Here is a 24,218-nt window from a genome sequence, read left to right as displayed (position 1 = left end):
TGATCGAGAGCAAGGAGCCGCCGTGACCGCAGTGTCCGTGTCCGACAACGCCGAGCAGTCCCGCTACGAGGTTCGCCTGGACGGTGAGCTGGGCGGCTTCGCCGAATACGTGTCGACGGACGGCGTGGTGACGTTCACCCACACCGAGGTCGCCATCGAGGGCAAGGGCCTGGGGAGCGCGTTGGTCCGGCAGGCCCTGGAGGACGTGCGCGCCAAGGGGCTCACGGTGGTGGCGGAGTGTCCGTTCGTGCGCGGCTACCTGGACAAGCACCCGGAACTGACCGAGGTTACCAGCAAGTAGTATCCGGGGATGGAGTGGACTGAACCCGGAGTCTTCGAGGTCGCGCCCGGTGTATACCGCATACCGTTGCCGCTGCCCAACGATGGATTGCATACCGTCAACGTGTATGCAATCGACGACGGTGACGGCCTCGTCCTGATCGACTCCGGCTGGGCCCTCGACGCGGGCGAGACGGCACTGGAGTCCGCGCTGGGCACCCTCGGGCACGGCTTCGAGGACGTCCGCCGCTTCCTGGTCACCCACGCCCACCGCGACCACTACACGTTGGCCGTGGCGCTGCGCCGCAGGTTCGGCACGAAGATCGCCCTGGGCGCGGGGGAGCAGCCGTCGCTGGCCAGGATCATCGCCCGCCGCCGGGACGGCCAGATCCGCAACCTGGCCACGTGGGGCGCACCGCACCTGGCCGACCGGTGGCGTGCCGTGGTGGCCTCCATCGGCGATGACGAGTTGCGCGACTACGAAGAGCCCGACGAGTGGCTCACCGAGACCGACCTGGCCCTGGAGAAGCGCGTGCTGCGCGTCCTGCCCACGCCGGGCCACACCCGTGGGCACGTGGTCTTCGTGGACGTCGACTCGTCGCTGCTGTTCGCCGGTGACCACGTGCTGCCGCACATCACCCCGTCGATCGGCTTCGAACCCGCCCGCCCCGCCCTGCCGCTGGGCGACTACCTCGACTCGCTGCGCCTCGTCCGCGACTACCCGGACCTGCGCCTGCTGCCCGCGCACGGACCCGTCACCGAGTCCAGCCACGCGCGGGTCGACGAACTGCTGGCCCACCACGAGGACCGGCTGGCGGCCACGCTGGAGGCGGTGCGGAGCGGCACCGGCACGGCGTTCGAGACCGCCCGCAAGCTCGGCTGGACGCGGCGGGACCGGAAGTTCGCCGAGTTGGACCTGTTCAACCAGGTCCTGGCCACCGGTGAGACCGCCGCGCACCTCGACGTGCTGGTCCACCGGGGGCTGTTGACGACCGAGGAACGGGCCGGTGTCACCGTCTACGCGGTCGCCGCCGCCCGGAGCGGAGCGGATGGCGAGCAGGGCTAGCGGGAGGTTGTCCACAGGTCGGGCGTGACGCCGGGAAGTTGTCGGTCCCAGCCGGCAGGATCAAGAACAGGGATCCCCTGGGCGGGGACCCCTGCGTAGCTGTCGCGGTCAGACGAGGGAGCGGCTGAAGTGCTCGGCCAGGACGGGCGCGAGGACGTCCGGCGCGATGCCGTGCCACTCGCCGGCCAACGTCCGGCGCCGGGCGTTCGGCAGGCGCTCGGCGACACCGTCGGCCCAGGCGCGCAACTGCTCGTCGCTGCCCGTGCTGTCCAGCACCAACGTCGGCGTGTCGATCCTGGCCAGGTCCGGGGGAGTGCCGGTGATGGTCAGGTCGTAGACGGTCGTGTGGGCCAGCGCCTCCAGGGCGGGCCAGCCGGGTGACTGGCGCATCCCCGCCGTCAGCTCCTCCGGGACACCGCACGCCACCTGGAAGCGGATCATCGCGTCACCACGCCGACCGGCCTCGACCAGGGCGTTGATCTCGTCCCGCACGTCCGGCCCGGTCGACTCGGGCGACTCGAACGACAGCGGCGGCTCCAGCAGCGCCAACGCGGTGATCGGCACTCCGGCCGCGGCGGCGTGCAGGGCCAGGACCGCGCCGGACGAGAAACCGTATACAAAAGCCCGTCCGCCGGCGGCCTCCACCACCGCGGCCAGGTCCTCCACCTCGCGGTCGATCGCATACGGTCTGCGATCGGAGCTCTCGCCTCGGCCCCGCCGGTCGTAGGTGTATGCGGTATACCCGGTCAAGGCCTCGGCGACCGCGGGCATCGGGCCCGAACCGCGGAAGCAGCACGCGGCGTCCACCAACACCACCGCCGGGCCGTCGCCCACCCGCGAGAAACCGATCGTCGTGCCGTCCTTCGAGGTCACGGTGCTCATGACGACTCCTCGAGACTCGGAACTCGACGGTACGGTAACGGCTGCGTGGCGGCCCTGCACGGGACGCGGTCGCCGCGCTCGCCGGGAAGCCGAACAGCGGTCGGACGAGGTGCTCGACGGGCCTGCCCCGCCGCGCAGCGGCGAAATCGAGCACAGCCAGGCGACCGAGCCGCCGTCCGCGGAGCAGCGGCCATGTCACCGCGGCAGCTTCACGACCGTCACGAAGAAGTCGTCGATCTGCCGCACGACCTCGATGAACCGGTCGAAGTCCACCGGCTTGGTGACGTACGCGTTGGCGTGCAGGTTGTAGCTGCGCAGGATGTCCTCCTCCGCCTCCGACGTGGTCAGCACCACCACCGGGATCGGGCGCAGCGCCTCGTCCGCCTTGATCTCGGCCAGCACCTCCCGGCCGTCCATCTTCGGCAGGTTCAGGTCCAGCAGGATCAGCCCCGGCCGCGGCGCGTCCTCGTACGGCTCCTCGCGGCGCAGGAATTGCAGCGCCTCGACGCCGTCGCGCACGACGTGCAGCTGGTTGCGGATCTTGTGGTGCTCGAACGCCTCCTGCGTCATGAGCGCGTCACCGGGGTCGTCTTCCACCAGCAGGACGTCGATCACGTTCAGCGGATTGCTCATTGCTCGTCGTCCTCCACGGCCGGCAGGGTGAACTTGAAGGTGGTCCCGGTCTCCTGGCCGGTGTCCAGCCAGATCGTGCCACCGTGGTACTCGACGATCTTCCGGCACATGGCCAACCCGATGCCGGTGCCGGGGTAGTCGTCCTTGTGGTGCAGGCGCTGGAAGATCACGAAGATCCGTTCAGCGTACTCGGGATCGATGCCGATGCCCTTGTCGCTGACGTCGAAGGTCCAGAGTTCACCGGTCCGCTCCACGTCGACGCGCACCTGCGGCGGGTTCTTGCCGTGGAACTTCAGCGCGTTGCCGATCAGGTTGCCGAACACGCCACCGAGCAGCGACGCCTCGCCGCGCACCGTCGGCAGGTCCGCCACCTCGACCGTCGCCCCGGTCCCCTCGATGAGCTCGGAGTAGTTGTCCAGCACCTCGGCGACCAGCTCGTCGAGGTCCACCATGGTCTGCTCGCGGCTCATCCGGCCGACCCGCGAGAACGCCAGCAGGTCGTTGATCAGCACCTGCATCCGCTTCGCGCCGTCGACCGCGAACTGCAGGTACTGCTCGCCGCGCTCGTCCAGCTGACCCGAGTAGCGGCGTTCCAGCAGCTGGCAGAAGCTCGCCACCTTGCGCAGCGGCTCCTGCAGGTCGTGCGAGGCGACGTAGGCGAACTGCTCCAGCTCCGAGTTCGACCGCCGCAGCTCCTCCAGGTCGGCGAGGATGCGGACCCGCATCGCCTCGACGTCCTGGCCGAGCATCACCGTCTCCCGCGGCCCGCCCGCCTCGACCGCGTGCGCGTAGTCGCCCGACGACACCTGCCGCACGTCCGCCGCCAGCCCGCTCAACGGCGCGATCACGATCCGGTACAGCATCACCGCGACCCCGGAGATGATCAGCACCAGCAGCACGCCGAGCGCGACGACCAGCCACAGCACCTCGCCGACCACGTCGTCCAGCTCGCGCTGCGCCTCCTCGGACGCCTGCTCCAGCTTCCCGCCCAGCTCGTCGATGGCGGCGCGCACCCGGTCGAACAGCGCCTTGCCGCGTTCGGCGTCGGCCAGCGCGGTCTGCGGGTTCCCCGACACGTACACGAGGTTGACCAGCGGCTCGGCGTAGCTCTGCCGCCAGTCGGCCGCCAGCTGGTCGACCTCGTCCAGGTCCCGGACCAGGTCCGGCCGCACCGACGCGAGCGCCGACCTGGCGGCGTCGATCGACTCGTGCTCGATCCGCTGCCCGTCGGTGTACGGGGTGAGGAAGTCCTGTTTCGCGGTGAGCACGTACCCGCGCACACCGTTCTCCTGGTTGATCAGCGCGGTGTCGATCTGGCGCACCATGCCGCGCGCCGGCGCGATCTGGTCCACCAGCAGCACCCGCGCGTCCGACAGCCTCGCCACGGCAACGCCCAGACTGCCGATGCCGCCCGCGCACACCAGGATCAGAACCGCCACCGCCGCCATCAGCAGCCGGCTCGCGGGCCAGCGGGTGCGGTAGTCCATCAGCCTCGGTCCGAGATCAGCAGCACGGCCATGTCGTCGTCCAGCTCCCCGCCGTTCAGTTCCTTGACCCTGCTGATCAGGCTGTCCAGCAACGTCGACGGTTCGCGCGCCCAGTCCGGCCGGTCCGCGGTGATGTCGTCGATCAGCTTGATCAACCGCTCGGACCCCAACCGCTCGCTGTCACCGTGGACCCGGCCCTCGACCAGACCGTCCGTGTAGAGCAGCATCGCCCACCCCGGCGGCAGCGGCACGTCCAGCCCGCTCCACGTGCTGTCCGGCAGCACGCCCAGCGGCAGCCCGGCCCGGTCGCGGGGCAGCTCCACCACCCGGTCGCCGACCAGGAGCATCGGCTCCGGGTGCCCGGCCAGGTAGACCCGCGCCCACCGGCGGTCCGGCGAGATCGTCACCATGCACGCCGTGGTGAACAGGCCCGGCTGGTGCCGTTCGTGCTCCAGGATCTCGTGCAACGTGCGCAGCACCCGCGACGGCTCCTGGTCGGCCAGCACCAGCGCCCGCCACGCGATGCGCAGGAACACGCCGATCGCGGCCTCGTCGGGGCCGTGCCCGCACACGTCGCCGATCAGCACCTGGAGCGTGCCGTCCGCGGTGCGCACCGCGTCGTAGAAGTCGCCGCCGAGCAGCATCCGGCTGCCGCCGGGGCGGTAGCTGACCTCCCAGCCGATGTCCTCGCCGTGCATGATCGGCGACGGCAGCAGACCCCGTTCCAGCCTGGTCTTCTCCGCCGCGAGCAGCTGCTCGTCGCGCAGTTGGCGCTGGGTCTCCTCGGCCCGCTTGCGGCCGACCGCGTACCGGATGCTGCGGGCCAGGCCCACACCGTCCACCTGGCCCTTGACCAGGTAGTCCTCCGCGCCCGCGGCCACCGCCCTGGTGCCCTGGTGCTCGTCGTTCAGGCCGGTGAGCACGATGATCGCCACCGGCGCGGGGTGCGCGAGCAGCCTGGTCAGGCCGTCGATGCCGGCCGCGTCCGGCAGACCCAGGTCGAGCAGCACGCAGTCCGCCTTCGACAGCAGCCGTTCGGCTTCGCGCAGGGTCCGCGCCCGGTGCAGGGCGACGTCCGCCTCGACCTCGTCCAGCAGTGCTTCGACCAGCACGGCGTCACCCTCGTCGTCTTCGACGAGGAGCACGTTGATCCGGTCCACCGCGGTCCGCGGTGCGGGGAGCCCTGCCACGGGGGAGGAGATTAGTCGAACTCGATCAGACCGCGGCGACGGCGGTGCGGTGGGGCGCGGTGACCGGACCGGAGGCCATGACCGAAGATCCTGGCGTGACGTTCTCCCAGATGGTGGCGCTGACGGCCCGCCTGCCCCGCCGGGGCCGCGGTTTCTGGTACTCCGTGGCCATCGACCTGCTGTGGCCGCTGGTGGTGCTGTTCGTGCGGATGCGGATGGCGGGCCGGACCCACATCCCGAGGCGGGGCGCGGTGCTGCTGGCGTCCAACCACCTGTCGTTCGCCGACCCGGTGACGTTGACCGCGTTCGCCCTCGCGTCCGGCCGCGTGCCCCGCTACCTGGCCAAGGCGAGCCTGTGGAAGGCGCCGGTCCTCGGCTGGGTCATGTCGTCGGGCCGGCACATCCCGGTCGACCGGAACAGCGTGCGTGCGGGCCGGGCGTTGGACAGCGCCCGCGAGTCGCTGGAATCGGGGGAGTGCGTGATCGTCTACCCCGAGGGGACGTTCACCAACGACCCCGACGGCTGGCCGATGCGCGGCAAGAACGGGGTCGCGCGGCTGGCGTTGGCGACCCGGACGCCCGTGGTGCCGGTGGCGCAGTGGGGCACCCGGGAACTGTTGCCGCCGGGGAAGTTCGTGCCCCGGCCGTGGCGGAAGGTGACCGTGGTGGCGGGCGCCGAGGTGGACCTGTCCGACCTGTACGGGCTGGAGCCGACCAAAGCCGTGCTGGACGAGGCGACCACGCGGATCATGGCCGCTGTCACCGCCCTGCTGACCGGTGTCCGCGAGCTACCGCATCCCGGGAGCCGGTGACGGACGCTTCGGAGTTACGGGCGTCTCGGAGTTACGGGCGTTTCGGGCCTTGCTGCTTCGGGTCGCGCCGTTCGCGCTCCCACCGCAGGTACTGGCCGGCGACCGTGGAGACGCTGGTGAGCAGCCACACCGCCACGCCCGCGTCGTCGGTCACGCCGATGATCGGCAGCAGTTCGGGCAGCACGTCGATCGGGGAGACCAGGTAGACGACGGCGAAACCCCACGTGGCCAACGTGCTGGTGGGCAGGCCGTAGGCCTTGCGCTCGCGCAGCAGCCGGGGCAGCGCCTTGGCGCGCTCGACGACGTTGCCGACCGGTCGGGGCTCACCGGCCCGCTCCCAGCGGCGACGTCGGCGCACCACCCACAGCGCACCGGCCGCCACACCCAGCACCAGCAGGCCGGAACCCGCGACCACCGGGGGCAGGCCGATCAGGTCGTCGTCACGCCACAGCAGCGTGCTCAGCCCGAGCAGGGTGAGGACCACGCTGAAGAAGATCACGTGTCCATGGTAGTGGCGGTGGGGCGCGAGCGTGGGCGGAGCGGCAAGGGTTTCGGCAAGGGTTCGGTCACGTGGCGGAAACTTCCGGATCGACAGGCTCACGCCGCGGGCCGGTCGATCAATACGATGACCGCGTGAGCGATTCCGCCCGGTTACCGGCACGATCCGTCGTCGTGGTGCTGTTCGCCGTCGCCGCGTGCGCGGTGCTCGCGGCGGGCGGGTTGACCGCCGTCGTCCTCGCCGACGACGGCCCCAGGCAGGCCACACCGGTCGCGACGGGCGACCGGCCCTCGCCGACCGCGCGGCCCGCCACCACCCGCGCCGTCGGACCGCCGATGTGCCTGATCGGCTCGTGGCGCACGGTGGACGACAGGCTGATGGTGAAGTTCTACACCGACGAGGACCCGATGCCGTTCACCACCAGCGGCCGGGTGTACGAGTTCCGGGCCGACGGCACCGGCACCGAGCGGATGGACAACGTGACGCTCAGCGGCAGCTTCGAGGGCAACGCGCTGCGCATGGTCGGCAACGGGTTCACCGAGTTCACCTGGTCGGCGACCGACAAGGCCATCACCTACGTCGACCGCACCAAGGCGGAGATGACCTGGGCCTTCTACGACCAGCGCGGCCACGTGGACACCCAGCCGGTGCCGGTGAAGCAGGGGCTGAACGAGGTCGACGACTACAGCTGCCAGGGCACGCAGCTCGTCGAGAGCAACGCGTCGGGCTACCGGTCGGTGTGGGTGCGCACCACCGGATCCGGGGTGTACGGCTGATGCGCGCGCTGGTGATCGCGTCGGCGCTGCTGGCGCTCACGGCCGCACCCGCCGCGGCTTCCCAGCCGTCGAGCCCGGAGGAGTCGGCCGCCGCCGTGGCCAGGCCCGGGATCGTGTTCGTCACCGTGGAGTGGCACGGCTGGGTGCGCGACAAGCGCACCGGCGAGGTGTTCGGCGGCGCGGACGGCTATGTCGTGAAGGCGACCTGCAGTGGTGCGGTGATCAGGCCGGACGGTCACGTGGCCACCGCCAGCCACTGCGTCCACACCGGACCGCAAGGCGGCGCGGGCGCGTTGTTCGACGCGGCCATCGAGCAGCTCGCGGCGGCGGGCCGCGTCGGCGACCGTGCCGCGGCGAAGGCGCAGCTCGTCGAGCACGCCGTGGCCGAGGGCGCGAGCCCCGACCGCCCGATCGACCGCGCCATCCAGGTCGAGCGGGTGGAAGCCACCGGCGACGGGCCGATCCGCGACGTCGCACCCGCCACCGTGGTGGACCTCGTCGCACCGACCGACGGTGACGTGGCGGTGCTGAAGGTGCCGCGCGACAACCTGCCGTCGTTGGAGATCAGGACCGACCAGACGCCCGTCGGCACGCCCATCCTCGCCATCGGCTACCCCGGTTCGGCGGGCGCGACCGTCGACCCGAGCCTGGAGCCCAGCAACAAGAACGGCCAGATCTCCGCCCGCCGCACCCAGAACGACCGCCCGTTCTACGAGTTCAGCGCCGCCGCCACGCACGGCATGAGCGGCGGTCCGGTGGTCGACATGGAGGGCCGGGTGGTCGGCCTGATCAGCCAGGGCGCGCCGGGGGAGACGCAGTCGTTCAACTTCGCCGCCGCGTCCTCCACGCTGCTGGACCTGTTGGCGGGCAAGGACGTCAAGGCCGAACTCGGCGCGCACGACCGCGACTACCGGGCCGGGCTGGACCGCTACTTCGCCGGCGATTTCGACGGCGCGGTGGAGGGTTTCGACGACGTGCTGGCCGCCTCGCCCGGCCACCTCCAGGCCACCGAGTACCGGCGACTCGCGGTCGAGCGGGGCGGGACGGCCGGTGGCGATTCGGTTCTGCTCGTCGTGTTCGCGGTGCTCTGCGCCGGTGTCGCGGTGGGCACCGCGACGGCGGGCACGGCGATCGCGCTGACCCGCAGGCGTCGCCTGAGGCCCGTGGGTCCCGCCGCGCCGGTCGATTCGGTGCCGGTCGGTTCGGTGCCGGGTGGGCACTCACCGATGCCGGTGCCAGTGCCCGACGAAGGCTTCGCAGGAGTCCCCGCCAAGGGGACCCCTGCTTTTATCCTGCCACAGGGGTCCGACAATTTCGGATCCGACAATTTCGGGCGAGCGCCTGCCGATGCTCCGGTGGTGTCCGATGTGGACACGCCACCGTTCGGCATCCCGCTGCCACCAGCCGCTCTCGGCCTTCAGCCACAGCCCGACCGCGAGGCCGAGACCGACAAGGTTCAGCGGGAAGAGCCCCTCACCCTCCGCGATGACCGGACCGAGCAGCAGACCGAACCCCGCCGTCAGCACGTAGACCAGGCTCACCAGGGTCACGAAGACGAGAAGCCGTAACGACTCGTCACCACCCCATGGCTGCGGTCCTGTCCGGCGTACGGCGCGGCCCCGACACCCGTGACGTCACGGAGCCGGGGCGTCGCCGGGCGAGGACGGCGCGGGTGGGGGTTTCCGGTTCCTGGCCACCCGTTCCACCTCCGCCAGATCGGCGGCGGTGACCAGCCGGACCTCCGCCGCCCGCCGCGCGACCGCGAACCTGGTGTTGTGCAGCCGACCCGCGTGCGGCGCCAGGAACGGGTCGTCCGCCGCACCGAACGCGATCGCCGAGATGGCCCGGATCGCGTCGTCCACCCGCTGTGGCCGGTGCAGGTTCCACGTGTAGCCGTGCCACTCGCGGACCCGTTCGAAGATCTCCCGGTTCGACGGCGGCCGAGGGTAGTCGTCCGCGCCCACCAGCCACGGCTCGCTCAACGCCAGCGCCACGAACCAGTCCCGCCCGCCCCGCACCAGCCCCGGCCCGGTCCGCGTGTCCTCCCCGCTCGACCCGAACGGCACCTCCGGCGTCACCGTCGACGGCTCCACGTCGATCATGATCAGCAGGTCGGTGAACCCGTCGCCCTCACCGCGGCCACCACCGCCACCACGTCGGCCGAGCAGCAGCACCAACTGGTTCTCCCCGGCGTCCAGCAACGCCGACACCGACCGGGTCAGGATCACCCGCCGCGCACCGCCCGGCGCGTCGAACAGGCTCGACAACTGCGCCTCACCCGCGCCCAGCCACGTCAACGTCACCACGTCCGCACCGACCGCCAACTCGCCCACGAGCCGCGACACGTGCGGCGCGCAGTCCGGCAGCGTCAACGCCACCCGCCCCGGACGGGCCGGACCCAGCACGACGTGCGGCGCACGCCCGAACAGCAGCGACTCACCCGGCCCCAGCACCACTGAAGCCAGGCCCGCGCCCCGCACCACCACCCTCGGCACGGCTCAGCCCGGACAGCCGGGCGGCTCGCCCCGGTCCTGCCCCAACGAACGCCACTCCTCGGCCAGCGTGCCCGCGTCGAGCGCACCGCACAGCACCTCGACCGCCCGTTCCGGCACGAGGTTCCAGACGCGGGTCGTGCCGTCCGCGCTCGCGGAGGCGATCCGCTCACCGGTCGCGTCGAACGCCACGTCGTTCAGCTCGTCGTCGTGCCGGTCCAGCCGGGCCACCTGCCGGGCGCCGTCGACCTCCCACAGCCGCACCACGGCGTCCCGGCTCGCGGTGGCCAGCAGCTTGCCGTCCGGACTCCACGCCACCCGGCGCACCGGCGCGTCGTTGCCGGTCAACTGCCCGATCTCGACACCGTCCTTGATCCGCCACAACCGCACCAGCCGGTCACCCCCACCCGTCGCCAGCACCTCGCCGTCCGGGCTGAACTCGGCGGCGATCGCGACGTTGTCGTGACCGGGCAGGATCGCCCACTCCGCGCCCGGGTCGACCAGGTTCCACAGCCCGATCTTGCCCCCCGACAGCGTCACCGCCAAGGTGCGGCTGTCCGGGCTGAACGTCATCGCGGTCGGGTAGTTGGCCTGCACGTCGTTCTGCTGGGGGTTGCGCGGCTCCTCGCTCGTCGACCGACGACCGGCCACCTCCAGGCCGGCGGCGTCGAGCAGCAGCAGTTCGTCGCGCTCGCTGCCCGAACCGGTCGGGGTGCGGCCCCCGACGGCGATCGTCCTGCCGTCCGGGCTGAACGTCACCGCGGTGAACTCCGTGCCCGGCCGGGAGAACCGGCGTGCCTCCGCACCCGTCTCCGCCTTCCACACCACGACCGCGCCGTCCTCGCCCACCGTGACCAGCTCGGTCCCGTCCGGGCTGAACGCCACGTCGTACGCGTCGTCGGAGTGGGCCTGGACCTGGCGGACCAGTTGTGCGGCTTCGTGGTCCCACAACCGCACCACGCCGTTGCCGCTCGTCGTGGCCAGCAGCTTCCCGCCCGGCTGGAACGCCGTGGCGAGAACGGCGGCGTCCCGCGAGCCGAGCGTCGTGCGCAGGTACGACCACACCGTGACCACGCCGTTCGAATCGGCGCTGAGCACGGTGCGCCCGTCGCCGGTGAACGCGAGGCCGAACGTGGTCACCGAACCCGCCGCGTACCGGGACAGCAGCTCACCGCTCGCCGTGTCCCACGAGTAGATGCCGGAACCCACCGCGCCCGCCATCACCGCACCGCCGGACGGGGTGAACTCCACCGAGGCCAACCCCTCGTCCGCCGTGCTCGACACCGTGCGCGTGGTCCACGTCGAGGTGTCCCACAACCGGACCGTCGAATCCATCGCCGCGCTGGCCAGCGTGGTGCCGTTCCGGTTGAACGCCAGCGCGGTGACCTGGTCGGTGTGCCCCACCAGGTTCGCGACCACGGCGCCGTCGCCCACCCGGTGCACCGCGACGTCGTTGCCGTTGGTCAGCGCGATCAGCCCGGCGCCCTGGAGGAACGCCATCCGGATCGACGACGCCGCCGGGAACACCACCCGCTCGGTGAGCCCCGCCGTCTCCCACACCACCACGCCCCGGTCGGTGTAGGCGGCGAACGTGGTGCCGTCCCGCGAGATCACCGTGTCGATCGCCACGCCCGGCACGGTGAACACCCGCTTGCGCTCCGGCACGTCCCACAGCTCGACCTTCTTGGTGGTCGGGTCGGCCGCCGCCAGCAGCCGCCCGTCCTCGCTCATCGACACCGTGCGGTACCAGCCGCCCTTGTCGTCCAGCACGGCCAGCTCACGCCGCCCCGGCACGTCCCACAGCCGCAACGACCCGTCGCTGCCGCCGGTCACCGCCGTCTTCCCGTCACCGCTCACCGCGATCGAGTTGATCGCGCCCGCGTGACCCTGCATCCGGCCCCGGTAGGCGTCGACACCGGCGGCCAGCAGCGCACTGCGGCTCTCCACGGTCGGGCTCGCCCGCCACGCCCCGTACGCCGTCAACGCCGACCGCCGCGGATCGACCGCCCTGGCCAACGCCGACTCCGCCGCGAGCTGCCGGGACAGGTTCTGCTGCCGTCCGACGTCCGCCCGGTCCCGTTCGGCCGTCGCGGACTGCTGCAACCGCGTCGCGACGACGACGGCCACCGACGCGACCACGAGCAGCAGGCTCAACGCCACCACCAGACCGCGCAACCGGTTCGTGCGACGGCGCGCCGCCACCTGACCGGCGTGCTCCGCCTCCGTCGACCGGGCCAGGAACTCCTGCTCCACCGGCTGCAACCGCACCCGGTCCCGCGCCGACTCCAACCACCCGGTCAGCGCCGCCAACCGGACACCCCGGTACAGGTCGTCCGCGTGCCGGCCCGACTCCACCCACACGCGGACCGCGTCGGTGAACCGGCGGTGCTGCACCAGACCGGCCCGGTCCTCCTCGATCCAGTCCCGCAGACGCGGCCACGCGGTGAACAGCGCCTCGTGGCTCAACCGCGCGCCCGTGCCGTCCACGGTCACCAGCCGTGCCGCGATGAGCCGGTCCAGCACGTGCCGCTGTGCCGCGAACTCCCCCGGGTCCACCCGCCGCCGGACCACCGCGCCGTCGTCCAACACCGACACCAGCCGCAGCAGGATCGTCCTCAGCGCCTGCCGCCCCGCCGGGTCGAGCGCGGAGTGGATCTCCTCGGCGGTGCGCGACACCGCGCCGTCGATACCGCCCGCGCGGCGGTAGGCGGCCAACGTCAGCACCGGGCCGTCCCGGTGGTTCCACGACTCGCGCAGGGCGTGCGCCAACCGGGGCAGCGCGCCGGGGTCGTAGCCGATCTCGCCGCGCACGCCCAGGTCGGCGATCATCCGTTCCGGCAGGCCCGGTTCCACGTCGACACCGAAGTCCCGTGCCGGGCTGACGATCGCCTGCCGCAGGCCGGTGGCGTCCAGCGGGCCCAGCAGCACGGGTGCGGCGAGCGCCGGTCGGAGCGGTGCCAGTTCGATGCACCGGTCGACCAGATCGGCGCGCACGGCCAGGACGACCAGCGCCGGACGTGCGGCGGTCAGCGCGGTGGCGAACGCCAACCGGTCCGCTTCCGGGGCGTTGAACACCTCTTCGAACTGGTCGACCACGATCACCGGGCGGGTGGTTCGCGCCGAACGCGCGCACACCTCGCCGAACCGGCCCGGGGTCTCGCGGATCAGCCGCGCCCACTCCGCCGCGACGACCGTGGTGTGCGGGGCGATCGCGTTGGCCAGGTTGCCGACCGGGTCCACGCCCGGCGTCAACAGGACCTGCGGCCACGTGCCGTTGTCCTTCCCATCCGCCAGCACGGGCAGCAGACCGGCCCTGAGCACCGACGACTTGCCCGACCCCGAGGCGCCGACCAACACGACCGGCTCGCCGCCGCCGACCTGCTCGGCCAACCGGACCAGCAGATCGGTGACGACGTGCTCGCGCCCGTGGAAGAGATCCGCGTCGTCCCGTTCGAAGCCGCTGAGGCCGGGGTAGGGGGTGGCCGGGGTGTGCGGGCGTTTGGCGCGGGGTTTGTTGGTGGAGCGGAGGATCGCGCGCACCAGTCGGCCTTGGTCGTTCTCCGGGCCGGGTGCCGTGGGTCGGGCGGCGCGTGCCGTCTCACCGTCGTACGCGGCGGCTTGCGCGGCCGTGATCAGGGATTTCGCCGATTCGAACCGCCGCGCCGGGTCCTTCGCCAGACCGCGCAGGACGACCGCGTCCAGCGCGGGGGTGACGGTCGGGCTGAACACGGAGGGTGCTGGCGGCGGTTGGAGGAGGTGGGCGGCGACCTTGGCGGCCGGGTCCGTGGCCGGGTGCGGGAGGCGGCCGGTCAGGCACTCGAACAGGACGCAGGCGAGGGAGTACTGGTCCGAACGGCCGTCGACCGCGCCGCCGGACAGCCGTTCCGGGGCCATGTAGTCCCAGGAGCCGATGAGGTCGCCGGAGCGGGTGAGGGCGGTGGCTTCGGGTGAGGTTTCCCGGGCGATGCCGAAGTCGGCCAGGTAGGCGTGGTCGTCGGCGGTGATGAGGATGTTGGACGGCTTGACGTCGCGGTGGACCAGGCCGTGTTCGTGTGCGGCGTCCAGGGCGTCGGCGACCTGTTCCAGGATCTTCAGGGCTCGGACCTGGTCGACCTCGTTGGCGCCGAGGGCCCGGCGGAGGTCCGTTCCCTCGACCAGCATCATGTCGAGGAAGAGGTGGCCGTCGATCTCGCCGAAGTCGTTGACCGGGATGACGTTCGGGTGCCGGAGGCCGGCGGCGATGCGGGACTCGCGTTGGAAGCGGGCGCGGTACTCGTGGTCGGTGGCGGAGGAGGAGAGGCGCTTCAGTGCGACGACCCGGTCGTTCACGGTGTCGTAGGCGCGGTGAACCACACCCATGCCACCCTGCCCGAGCAGTTCTCGGACCTGGTACCGCCCGAAGTCCGCCAAGTCGGACCGCGCCCCCATAGCGCCCCCTCGTCTCGCCTGACCAACCTTACTGCCCGCACCTTCCGTCCATACACAGGAAGCACATCCCTACACCCGCCCACCTCCTCCAACCCGTAACCTCAACGCTTCCCTGGCCCTCCGACCGCCGCCCCTCCGACCCCACCCGCCGCCCGCCGCCCGCCGCCCATGATGTGAATGGACTTCACCAAGATCACCCGGACGTGCTAACCACCCGCGAACCGGGAGCTTTTCGGCCCAAAATTTCGTTGCCGGAAAAATGGAGGCGGCGCGTTCGGCCAAGGCGTATCGGCCAGCCCGGGGCCACGGACCAAGGGAAGGACCAGGAGCACGGACCGCAGGACCAAGCACAGACCCAGGAAGGACCAAGAACGAACCACCACCGGGCCCACCGGGCCGCACCACTGCCGGACCCACCGGGCCGCACCACCCCGTCCACTCAGGACCCCAAGCCAGTCGGGATGCCACTCGGATCCAAGCGCCCCCGCCACGGACCCCAGCGCTCAACCACAGGATCGCGAGCGCCTGCGCCACGAACCGCAAGCGCCCCGCAACCGCGCCAGCCCTTCCAGCCCCGACCGCCGCCCGCGTACGCATCCCGCCAGTCCGCGCCCGCCAGCCCGTGCACGTCCGCGAGCGCACCTCCGCGAGCGCGCGAACCCGGCGGGCTACGTCGCACCAACCCTCGAGCCCGGTCCCGCACGCCATCCCGACCTCGCACGCGGTACGCCCTGCCCTGGCGCGGTGCGGCCCACGTGCCGCACTTGCAGCCGGCCCAGGCCCCGGACCGCCCTTGCCTCGCCGTGTCCGCCGGAACGGGACTCGAGCGAACCTCCGAGGGAGGCAGGTGATCGGACCCGCAGGCGACCTGCGCGAGCCGAGCCGCGTGCGGTCGCGCGTGAGTGCCCCAAGTGGCGGACGCCGGCGGTTGCCGATGTGTGATCCGGAGCGACGTGCGCCGGCTAGCCACGTGCGAAAACCGGGTGCCGGATCGGGTGCGGGACTGGGGAAGCGGTGTCGTCGACCTCGGTGTGCCGGGTGGCCGCGTGCTGGGTGAGGGCGAGGTGTCGGGGGACGGTCGTGTCGACGGTGAGGGACCAGGCTTGCCGGAGGCGGGGCGTTGGGCGGGCTGCGGGTGGGCGGTAGGTGCCCACCCGTCGCCTCGCGGGTTCTCGGTGAGGCCCGCAGGTTCGGGGGCCCGCGTGCGCCTGCGGGCCCCACCGAGAGGGGAGAGGGTGCGGGGACAGGGGGAGGTCGCGGGAGTGGAGGGGGTTGTGGGTGAGTTGGGCGTGGGTGGGTTAGATGCCGCAGGACGAGGCTGACCAGAAGCGGCTGCTTCGGTGGTCTACGTGGGTGTGGTCGCTGTGGCCCGGGTAGCCGGGGCCCAGGATGCCGTTGAAGCCGTGGTTCCTGGCTTGCTGGGCGAGGCGGCACAGGGAGTGGGGGCCGGAGCCCAGGTCTACCGCGTCCCCGTACAGGTGGCGGGAGTCGGAGGCGCCGCCCACGGCGTTGTTGCACGAGATGCTGCGGAAGCCGCTGGTCACCCGGACGGCCTGATCACCGAGTGCGTGGCGCAGTGCCTGCAACTTCCACATCGACACCAGTGCGTTGAACCTGGCCGTCGCCGCCGACACCTTGCCGCCCGACCAGTCGGAATTGCAGCCGTTCAACTCCGCGTACGAAAAGTTGACGGGTGTGCAGTCGTCGTCCTGGAGCGAGTAGATCCGTGAGTACGTCCCACTCCCCGCCACCCCGTCCGCCGCCAGCCCGTACGCCTGCTGGAAGCGCACCAACGCCGACTTCGTCGCCGGCCCGAACTGCCCGTCCAACCCCAGCACCCCGCCGTAACCGGGATAGCCGGACAGCCGGATCTGCAACTGCCGCACGTCCTCCCCGGACGCGCCTTCGGACAGGCTTCGGTTCCACGTGTAGCAGCCGTCGGCTTGAGCCGTTCCACCACCTGTCACGAGCACGACCGCGACAAGCGCTAACGAAGCCAGATAAGAAACAAGTCGGAGCACAGGGACCTCCAGACCGGGTCGGGTACCGGGTCTGGAGCCTGGCGGAGCTGAAAACTTCCGTCAATCAATCATTGGTGTCCGAATATTTCACACATCAAGAACACTTTGTTAACAGACGGTCGCGGCCGGCGCACGGCGACGAGGAACAAACCTGCCGACGCAACGGCGCACATGGCCGCAGTCACACTGCGCCACGCCACCTGGTCGTCCAGCGCCAACACCCCGTTCCACGCGGCGACCGCCAGGAAGATCGCCGCCAGCACCACCAGAGGTCGTGCGCCGTTCGGTGCCATGCCTGAACAGCGTTCACCACCGGTCCGCCGTTACCGATCGGTCAACGAAAAAGCCACCCACAGGTCACGCCGGGACGCTCCACGCGGGGGAGACGTCGTTGAAACCGGCCCAATGCCGCACGTCGAACCCGTCCGGCCCGGTCCGCCCGCCCAACGCGATCCGCTTGCCCTGCACCGCCCGCACGGTCTGCGCGGCCTGCCGGTCCAGCAGTTCGTCGACCTCGCCGTCACACAACCCGTCTATCTCGTCCCAGAACGTCATCACCCGGTTCACGTACAGCGCCACCAGGTGGTCCCGCGCCGACTCGAACCGACCCGCCGCCACCGCCGCCACCGCGTCGGCCAGGATGTCCGGCCAGTCGTCCGTGGTCACCCGCAACCCCCACGGCGCCGACGGCACCGACCCGGCCGAAGGGAACAGCGTCCGCACGTCACCCCGGTGCACGTCCATGTACCGCGCCACCGACTCCGACACCCGCGTCACCACCGCCGGGTCCTGACGCACCGCCGCACCGTCCACAGCGGCACGCGCCTTCGGTGCCGCGACGCCGGGTGACCGCACCCCATCCGTCCGCAACACGACGTGGAACAACGAGTCCAACACCTGCTGCGGCAACCGCAGGATCTTCGGGAACGGCGAGTTGTGCAGCTTCCGCCCCAACGGCACCTCGACCACACGCATGCGCTCGCGCAACGCGTTCGCGGTCAGCCACACGTCGATTCCGTACAGATACGCGCTGTCCGGTCGCGGCCACGTTCGGGCACGCTCCATGAACGCGCGGTTGAACGCGAACTCGCCGCCGATCGGCTGCTGGACGTGCACGCCGAACACCGCCGCGAGCAGTGGGCTGGCGAGGTGGTTGGTGGTGTTCGCCTCGAACCGGTTGCGCCGGTACGCGGGCACGGCCAGCGCGGGCTCGGCGCAGTCCACCGCGTCCGCCAACGCCGAGATCCACCGGGGCTCGGCGGACCGCACGTCGGCGTCGAGCAGCAGCACCCGGTCGGCGTCCAACTCGGACGCCCGCTCCACGATCGCGAACACGTTCGTGCCCTTGCCGGTGCCCTCACCGCCGGAGCTGGCCACGACTTTCCGGGCGCGCAAGGGTGTCGAGGTGAACTCCCGCACGGTGCCGTCGGTGCTGCCGTTCTCGGCCAGCACCACGACGTTCGTCCCCTCGGGGAACGCGAGGTGCAGGCCGGCGTCGGCGGCCGTGGCCACCGCGCCGACCGTGCGCGCCTCGTCGCGGGCCGGTATCCCGACGACGGTGACTCGACTCCGGTTCGCCATGGGACCGAATGCTTGGTTGCCCGGGTTACGGCAACACGGCGTCGAGGTAACAGATCACCTGGGTCTTGTCCTCCTCGGTCCGCTGCGGGTCAGGGTGCGCGACCGCGCCCGCACGACGGGCGCGTGCGACGGGGGGATGGGCAGCGGTTGGGACTCCTGCTGCTGGCGCGGTACCCGGGCCAGCTCGACCGGGTCCGAGAACTGGGTGTGGGACGGTCCCGAGTCGGCCCGGGTCGCCTCCGCGCGTGCCGCCGCTTCCAGCCGCATCGCCTCGGCGCGCCTGGCCTCGAACCGGGCCGCTTCCAGCCGGGCCGCTTCGAGGCGGGCCAACTCCTCGGCGTGCGTCGCCTCGACACGTCTGGCCTCGAACCGGGCCGCCTCTTCCAGCAGTGCCGTTTCGAGCCGGATCGCTTCGGAGCGGACGGACTCGAACCGTGTCGGCTCCGACCGCCGCGACCGCGACTCGTACCGCACCGACTCCTCGTACCGCACCGACTCGGTGGGCGGTGGTTCGTACCGCGCCGGCTCGGTCGGTGGTGCCTCGTACCGCACCGACTCCATGCGCGGCGCCTCGAATCGCATCGACTCCGCACGGGGTGCTTCGTAGTGCGCGGGCTCGGTACGCCGTGTCTCGTACCGCACCGACTCGGTCGGTGGCGCCTCGTACCGCACCGACTCCGTACGGGGTGCTTCGAGCCGCAGCGACTCGGGCGGTTCGAACCGCCCGGACTCCGTCGGTTTCGGCAGCGGGTAGGCCGACGTCGCGCGCACCGGCTCCGGCCGCGCCCGTTCGGAACGGTCGGGGTCCGAACGCAGCACTTCCGTCCGGGACAGCTCGGCGCGGACCGGCTCGTACCGCGTCGGCTCCTCGGTGCGGGCCGGCAACGGCCCGGTCGTCGGCCCCGCAGCCGGGGCAGGTCCGGCCGCCGGGGCCGGGATCGCTTCGGTCGCCGGCGCAGGCTGCTGCGGCGCGGGCGGCTGCGGCGCACGCCGCTGTTGCTGCTCGGCGGCGGCCCCGGTCACCCGGTTCTGCCGCCACAGCTCGGTGGACAGCTTGATCATCGCCGTCGGGGCGTCCAAACCGACCATCCCGACCAGCTTGCCGTCGTTGATGAACCCCGTGATGGTCCGGTGGTCCTTCTGGGACCCCGCCAACGTCGTCGTGTCCTTGCCCATCGCCGCGTGGCCCGCACCCTGGATCCGCATCCCGTACTGCTCGGTCCAGAACCGGGGGACTGGGGTGAACGGCCGCGAATTCTCCCTGCCCGCCAACAGGTTCTCCGCGGCCGCCCGCCCCATTTCCACCGCGTGGAGCCAGTGCTCGACCCGACGCGGTTGTCCTCCGAACCGGAGGTTCGGCCACTTCGCGACGTCCCCCGCGGCCACGATGTCGGACCCGCCGACCGCGTGGCACGTGGCGTCGCACAGCACGCCGTCCTCCAGCGACAGACCCGACCCGCGCAGCCAGGCGGTCGACGGCGCGGCGCCCACCGCGATCACCACGACCGCGGCGAACAACACCTGCCCGTCGGAGAGGTGGATGGCCACCCCGCCCGCCTGCCGCACCCAGTGCCGGATCTTCACACCCATCGCCATCCGGACACCGCGCACCCGGTGCGCCTCGGTGACCGTCTCGGCGATGTTCTTGCCGACCGCGTTGCCCAGCAACGTGGACGACCGGCTCACGATGGCCACGTCACGGCCGATCATCTTCACCGACGCGGCCATCTCGCAGCCGATGAGGCCGCCGCCGATGACGACGATCAGGCCCTGCGTGGAACGGATGGCCTCCTTGATCGCGATCGCGTCGTCCACCGTGCGCAGCACGTGGATGCGCGGGTCCTGGCGTGGCGCGCCCACGAGGTGGCGCGCATCGACGCCGGTCGCGATGATCAGGCCGTCGTAGCTCAGCTCCTCGCCACCGGGCAGCCCGATCACGCGCCGGTCCTGCTCCAGGTAGGTGGCCGCGGCGCCCAGCCGCCACACCGCGTTCAGCTCGCGGCTGATGGTCAGTCGCAGGTCGGACGCGACCAGCTCGCCGTTGATGGCCTCTTTGGACAGCGCCGGCCGGTGGTAGGGCAGGTGCCGTTCCGCGCTCACGATGACGATCTCGCCGCGGAAGCCCAGCTCCCGCAGCCGTTCGCCCGCGCGCAGACCGGCCAACCCGCCGCCCGCTATGACAACGCGTTCCTCTTTCTTCACCGCACACGCTCCCGCAGCTCGATCGCGCGCATCGGACAAGCGCGCGCGGCGGCCCGCGCCTTTGCGAACTGCTCAGGTGGTGGCCTGCGCTCGTAACGCAGGCGCTCGTCGTCGACCAGCTGGAACAGCCCCGGCGCCTCGGCCTGGCAGATGCCGTAGCGGTGGCAGCGCTCGTTGTCGACGCTGATGTCCAACGCGCTGCCGCCCGCGCCGTCAGGCTCGGGCTCGAAACCGGGCTCCGGTTCCAGCATGCCCAGCCGCACCAGCCACTCCGGCGGCAGGAAGCGGGCGATGGCGATGGTCACCGTGGGGATCAGGATGGTGAGGCCGGCCAGCCACAGCACGGACAGGTTGCCGTTGGCGATGGCGCCGAACCAGGAGTGGACCACGGTGATGGTGACCGCGAGGTAGGCGAGCTGGTGCAGCCTCAGCCACTTGCGGTAGTAGATCTTCTTGCGCAGACCGGCGGTGACCGCGATGGTGATCATGAGTTCCAGACCGAGGATGCCCAGCGCGTGCCGGAACAGGCCGCCGTTGGCGAAGGGCACCAGGATCTTGAGGAACGAGAAGGCGTCGAGCTGCAGGATGGTGAACGCGAAGGCGTGCAACGACCCGAACGTGATGGCCATGGTGGCCAACACCATGTGGGTGTTGCGCAACCCCTGTCTACCGGAGAACTTGTTGGCCCAGCCCGTGGCGATCATCACGCCCCAGGCCAGGGTGGCGCACATGAGCGCGTAGGCCATGCGCGCCGAGATCTGCGCCATGTGTTTCACGCCGGAGTCGTGGCCGCCGCCGGCCTGGGCGATGAGCAGCGGAACCTGGGAGAGCACTGGACTTTACCTCCGAGATGGCGGGAGAGAACTCGCAGGTGGTGGGAGTGGAGGGCCGACCCGCCCGGCGGGCCGCGCAGGAGTGGTCACGGCCTGCCGGGCGGGTTCGAGGGTGTGGAAGTTCTCCGCGATGGGAGACGCACTGTGGTGTCGGGTCTTCCGGCACCACCTCCTTTCACTTGACGTCGCCGCGGGGCCGCAGCACGCGCAGGATTCCGATCGTCACCACCGCGCCTGCCAGGCACATGAGGAGCACGACGAGGGGACTGGGTCCGTCATCGGGGATCTGGGCGGCGGCGCGCACCGGGTCGGCGTTGACCGCGTTCTGGGGCGCCGCGCCGGCGGCGACCGGTTTGGACAGACCCATCTCACCGACCTCGTTGGTGCTCTCCAACAAGGTCATGTGCTTGAGCACGATCTGGTTGCAGACCTGGGCGAACTGCCGGATCGCCTCGTTGCGGGTGTTCGCCCGCACCGTGCCGATGACCGGGAAGATCGAGCCGTGTGCGGCGCGCAGCCGGTTCGCGAACGAGTCGTCGAACGAGGCGCCGGTGCGCGCCCGCATCTCCGCCATCCACGACTGCTGGTCGGCGTTGGCCTCGTCCGGCAGCGGGACGCCCATCTGCGACGCCAGCCGCACCACCCGTTCGTCGAGGAACTGGTGGTCGCTCATCAGCTGGGCGCCGACTTCCTTGACCCGGGTGCTGGCCGCACGGGTCTGCGCCTCCTCGCCCATGGGCATCTCCCACAGGCCCGCGAGTCGCACCTTGACCAGGAGTTCCTTGTCCATCGCGGTGATCGGGCCCAGCGGCGTCTGCTCCACCGGACCGGCCTGGACCGGGTCGTCGGCATACGCGACGCCGGGCAGCGCGGGCAGGAACAACAGGTGCAGGGCCAGCACGACCGCCGCGAAACGCTTGGCTGACATGGTGTCTCGTCCTAGTAGCCGTTGCCAGTGGGGGGTTGGCCGGGCGCCGCGCCGTCGTTGGCCTGCGCCTTCTTGCCCTCGGGCGTCACCGCGAACCACGTGCCGCCCTTGCCCTGCCCGGTCAGGTCGCCGATCTTCTTGTCACCCGCGTACCGGTACAGCGGCCAGCCTGCGAGGGTGACCTGCTTCTTGCCGTCCGCGCGGGCCACCGAGCCGACCAGCGTCGGGTCCACCCCGGAGGTCATGGTGTGCTCACTGACCAGCACCGGCGGCCACTGCTTCAGGCACTCGCCCTCGCAATTGGACTTCGACGGTTTCGCCGTGTCCTTGTCGTACCGGTAGAGCGCGAAGCCGCCCGCGTCCGCGACGAACCACCCGACCTGCTTCGACTCGGTGGCCGAGAGCATCTGGTGCGGCTCCTTGCTGAATTCCGGCGTCTGTTGGAGAGTCGTCGAACCGGAACCGGCGTCGACCACGCCGTTCTGGCTCGCAGCGTTGTTGATCCCGGTCGCGCCACAGGCGCTGACCAGCATTAACGCCGCTGCTGCCGGAACCAGCAGCAACGCCTTTCGGGTACGTCGACTTCGCATCGTTGGTCCTTTCTCCTGCTGGCGGATCCGCCGGAAGGACTAGTGGACCGGGAACCGGGTCCGTGCCTTCGAAGCGGATACCGAGGAGTACGGACACGATGCGATGTCGGTTCACAAACAAATCAACGACTTTTTTTGCCACGAAACCCTCGACGCGGAACCCGTCGGCGCGCTTGGATGCTCGGCGTGGCGCGGCACAGACGCAGCACTTCCCCCCAAAGAGATCAGAGTTGGCCGGACTTGAGTCTGGAAGACGAGCTGATCCGCAGGCTCTACCAGGAGTTCGGCAGCGCGCTGCTCGGGCATGCCATGAGGCTGACCGGCAGCGACCGGCAGTGGGCAGAGGACATCGTCCAGGAGACGCTCGTTCGGGCGTGGCGCAACGCCGAGAAGCTGGAACGGGACCCCGTCCTGCTCCGCTCCTGGCTGTTCACCGTCGCCCGGCGACTGGTCATCGACGACCGGCGCAAGCGGAGCGTCCGACCGCAGGAGTCGGAGTTGACGCCGTCCGACGAAGCCCCGGCGCGGGACGAAGCGGACCGCACGCTGGCGGCGATAGTCGTAGCCGAAGCGATGAACGGACTGACGGAAGAACACCGGGAGGCTATTCTCGAGACGTACTTGAGGGATCGGACCGTCGGGGAAGCCGCAGCGGTGCTCGGGGTACCGCCCGGCACGGTGAAGTCCAGGGTGTACTACGCGCTTCGCGCCCTGCGGCGTGCGTTGCAGGATCGGGGCTGAAACAAGGTGACTTCGCTGCCGAACCACATCGACGTGGCGGCGTACGTCCTCGGTGTCCTCGATGAGGACGAGGTCGACGCGTTCGAGAACCACCTCGCCCAATGTCGCCGATGTGCGCTCGACTTGCGCGATTTCGCCGAACTGCCGGATCTGCTCGACGAGGCCGACGCGAACGGCATGCTGCGCGCCAACGCGGGGGAGCGGCCCGACGGCCGCTCGGTGCGCGCGATGCTCGACTCGGTCTCGGAAACCAGGGCGCGCAAGCGCCGCAACGTGGCGCTGCTGGCTGCCGCCGCCGCCGCGTTGCTCATCGCGGGAACCGCGGTCGTGTCGGTGAACGTCGCCTCACCGTCCGACCCGGTCGCCTCCTCCTCGACGACGTCGTCGGTGCCGGATCCGTCCAACGTGGCGAAGGGCGCCCAGGACGCTTCCGGCTCCATCACCCGCACCGATCCCGCGACCGGGGTGTTCGCCCGGCTCGCGGCGAGTCCCGAACCCTGGGGCACATCGGTGCAGGTCGAGGTGAAGGGCGCCAAGGGACCGACGCGGTGCGAGTTGGTGGCGAAGTCGAAGACCGGTGAGACGATGGTGCTCGGCTCGTGGCTGGTGACGGCCTCGGGACCGGGCAAGGACCCGGTGAGCCTGCAGGCCTCGGTCGGCATGCGCTGGCACGAGATCTCCGAGTTCGTAGTGCGTGACACGAAGGAAGGCGCAACCCTGGTCCGCCTGCCCACCGGCGGCTGACCACAAAGCCCCAGCTCACCCCGAGTGTCCTACG

At 71.1% G+C, this 24,218-nt stretch carries 21 protein-coding genes; 7 read left to right on the top strand and 14 right to left on the bottom strand.

Annotation, left to right across the window (positions count from 1 at the left end; translation table 11 throughout):
- The first annotated feature begins 22 nt into the window (after window positions 1-22).
- Both FM051_RS37885 and FM051_RS37880 read left to right on the top strand, forming a co-directional pair.
- Entirely contained in the window at window positions 23-301 is a 279-nt protein-coding gene (locus FM051_RS37885) for a GNAT family N-acetyltransferase (protein WP_158851918.1), read from the top strand.
- 9 nt (window positions 302-310) lie between these two features.
- A complete protein-coding gene (locus FM051_RS37880; RefSeq protein WP_158851916.1) occupies window positions 311-1,345 on the top strand; it encodes an MBL fold metallo-hydrolase in 1,035 nt (344 codons plus the stop codon).
- 108 nt (window positions 1,346-1,453) lie between these two features.
- Here the strand turns inward: FM051_RS37880 and FM051_RS37875 are convergent, their stop codons facing one another.
- From FM051_RS37875 to FM051_RS37860, 4 genes are all read right to left on the bottom strand, one after another.
- Complete coding sequence (locus FM051_RS37875; RefSeq protein WP_158851914.1) at window positions 1,454-2,227, bottom strand: alpha/beta fold hydrolase; 774 nt, start codon at window positions 2,225-2,227, stop codon at window positions 1,454-1,456.
- A 195-nt stretch (window positions 2,228-2,422) separates the two neighbouring features.
- A complete protein-coding gene (locus FM051_RS37870) occupies window positions 2,423-2,860 on the bottom strand; it encodes a response regulator (RefSeq protein WP_158851912.1) in 438 nt (145 codons plus the stop codon).
- Window positions 2,857-4,347: a sensor histidine kinase gene (locus FM051_RS37865; protein ID WP_158851910.1), complete on the bottom strand. Its 1,491-nt coding sequence runs from the start codon at window positions 4,345-4,347 to the stop codon at window positions 2,857-2,859. Before FM051_RS37865 ends, FM051_RS37870 begins: the two co-directional genes overlap by 4 nt.
- Window positions 4,347-5,537 carry a PP2C family protein-serine/threonine phosphatase gene (locus tag FM051_RS37860; RefSeq protein ID WP_158851908.1) on the bottom strand — a complete coding sequence of 397 codons (1,191 nt, stop codon included), beginning with the start codon at window positions 5,535-5,537 and terminating at the stop codon, window positions 4,347-4,349. The genes FM051_RS37865 and FM051_RS37860 overlap by 1 nt, the downstream gene beginning before the upstream one ends.
- Window positions 5,538-5,614: 77 nt before the next feature.
- On the opposite strand from FM051_RS37860, the gene FM051_RS37855 reads away from it, so the two are divergent.
- A complete protein-coding gene (locus FM051_RS37855) occupies window positions 5,615-6,349 on the top strand; it encodes a lysophospholipid acyltransferase family protein (RefSeq protein WP_238412940.1) in 735 nt (244 codons plus the stop codon).
- A 31-nt stretch (window positions 6,350-6,380) separates the two neighbouring features.
- On the opposite strand, the gene FM051_RS37850 is transcribed toward FM051_RS37855, so the two are convergent.
- Window positions 6,381-6,848 carry a YkvA family protein gene (locus FM051_RS37850; RefSeq protein ID WP_158851906.1) on the bottom strand — a complete coding sequence of 156 codons (468 nt, stop codon included), beginning with the start codon at window positions 6,846-6,848 and terminating at the stop codon, window positions 6,381-6,383.
- A 134-nt stretch (window positions 6,849-6,982) separates the two neighbouring features.
- On the opposite strand from FM051_RS37850, the gene FM051_RS37845 reads away from it, so the two are divergent.
- Together FM051_RS37845 and FM051_RS37840 are read left to right on the top strand one after the other, a co-directional pair.
- On the top strand, window positions 6,983-7,624 hold the full coding sequence (locus tag FM051_RS37845) for a hypothetical protein (RefSeq protein WP_158851904.1): 642 nt from the start codon (window positions 6,983-6,985) through the stop codon (window positions 7,622-7,624).
- Window positions 7,624-9,192 (top strand): trypsin-like peptidase domain-containing protein, encoded by a 1,569-nt coding sequence (locus tag FM051_RS37840; RefSeq protein ID WP_158851902.1) that lies wholly within the window; start codon window positions 7,624-7,626, stop codon window positions 9,190-9,192. Before FM051_RS37845 ends, FM051_RS37840 begins: the two co-directional genes overlap by 1 nt.
- Window positions 9,193-9,258: 66 nt before the next feature.
- Here the strand turns inward: FM051_RS37840 and FM051_RS37835 are convergent, their stop codons facing one another.
- From FM051_RS37835 to FM051_RS37795, 9 genes are all read right to left on the bottom strand, one after another.
- A complete protein-coding gene (locus tag FM051_RS37835) occupies window positions 9,259-10,119 on the bottom strand; it encodes a hypothetical protein (protein ID WP_238412939.1) in 861 nt (286 codons plus the stop codon).
- A gap of 3 nt (window positions 10,120-10,122) precedes the next feature.
- Complete coding sequence (locus tag FM051_RS37830) at window positions 10,123-14,544, bottom strand: serine/threonine-protein kinase (protein ID WP_158851900.1); 4,422 nt, start codon at window positions 14,542-14,544, stop codon at window positions 10,123-10,125.
- A 1,298-nt stretch (window positions 14,545-15,842) separates the two neighbouring features.
- Window positions 15,843-16,565 (bottom strand): D-Ala-D-Ala carboxypeptidase family metallohydrolase, encoded by a 723-nt coding sequence (locus FM051_RS37825; RefSeq protein WP_158851898.1) that lies wholly within the window; start codon window positions 16,563-16,565, stop codon window positions 15,843-15,845.
- A gap of 68 nt (window positions 16,566-16,633) precedes the next feature.
- Window positions 16,634-16,858: a hypothetical protein gene (locus tag FM051_RS37820; RefSeq protein ID WP_158851896.1), complete on the bottom strand. Its 225-nt coding sequence runs from the start codon at window positions 16,856-16,858 to the stop codon at window positions 16,634-16,636.
- A 64-nt stretch (window positions 16,859-16,922) separates the two neighbouring features.
- On the bottom strand, window positions 16,923-18,146 hold the full coding sequence (locus tag FM051_RS37815; RefSeq protein ID WP_158851894.1) for a glycosyltransferase family 2 protein: 1,224 nt from the start codon (window positions 18,144-18,146) through the stop codon (window positions 16,923-16,925).
- A gap of 54 nt (window positions 18,147-18,200) precedes the next feature.
- Complete coding sequence (locus tag FM051_RS37810; RefSeq protein WP_158851892.1) at window positions 18,201-20,348, bottom strand: NAD(P)/FAD-dependent oxidoreductase; 2,148 nt, start codon at window positions 20,346-20,348, stop codon at window positions 18,201-18,203.
- Window positions 20,345-21,181, bottom strand: coding sequence for a ferredoxin (locus FM051_RS37805; protein ID WP_158851890.1), 837 nt, complete (start codon window positions 21,179-21,181; stop codon window positions 20,345-20,347). Before FM051_RS37805 ends, FM051_RS37810 begins: the two co-directional genes overlap by 4 nt.
- Window positions 21,182-21,356: 175 nt before the next feature.
- Window positions 21,357-22,109 (bottom strand): DUF4142 domain-containing protein, encoded by a 753-nt coding sequence (locus FM051_RS37800; RefSeq protein WP_238412937.1) that lies wholly within the window; start codon window positions 22,107-22,109, stop codon window positions 21,357-21,359.
- A gap of 11 nt (window positions 22,110-22,120) precedes the next feature.
- A complete protein-coding gene (locus tag FM051_RS37795) occupies window positions 22,121-22,642 on the bottom strand; it encodes a hypothetical protein (RefSeq protein WP_158851888.1) in 522 nt (173 codons plus the stop codon).
- Window positions 22,643-22,876: 234 nt separating this feature from the next.
- Here FM051_RS37795 and FM051_RS37790 point away from each other — a divergent pair, with 234 nt between their 5' ends.
- Both FM051_RS37790 and FM051_RS37785 read left to right on the top strand, forming a co-directional pair.
- Window positions 22,877-23,440 carry a sigma-70 family RNA polymerase sigma factor gene (locus FM051_RS37790; protein WP_083752452.1) on the top strand — a complete coding sequence of 188 codons (564 nt, stop codon included), beginning with the start codon at window positions 22,877-22,879 and terminating at the stop codon, window positions 23,438-23,440.
- Window positions 23,441-23,446: 6 nt separating this feature from the next.
- Window positions 23,447-24,184, top strand: a complete 738-nt coding sequence (locus FM051_RS37785) for an anti-sigma factor family protein (RefSeq protein WP_158851886.1) — start codon at window positions 23,447-23,449, stop codon at window positions 24,182-24,184.
- Window positions 24,185-24,218 lie beyond the last annotated feature (34 nt).

This window comes from Saccharothrix deserti (assembly GCF_009769385.1).
GTDB lineage: Bacteria > Actinomycetota > Actinomycetes > Mycobacteriales > Pseudonocardiaceae > Actinosynnema > Actinosynnema deserti.
This window is presented reverse-complemented; position numbering and strand designations above follow the sequence as displayed.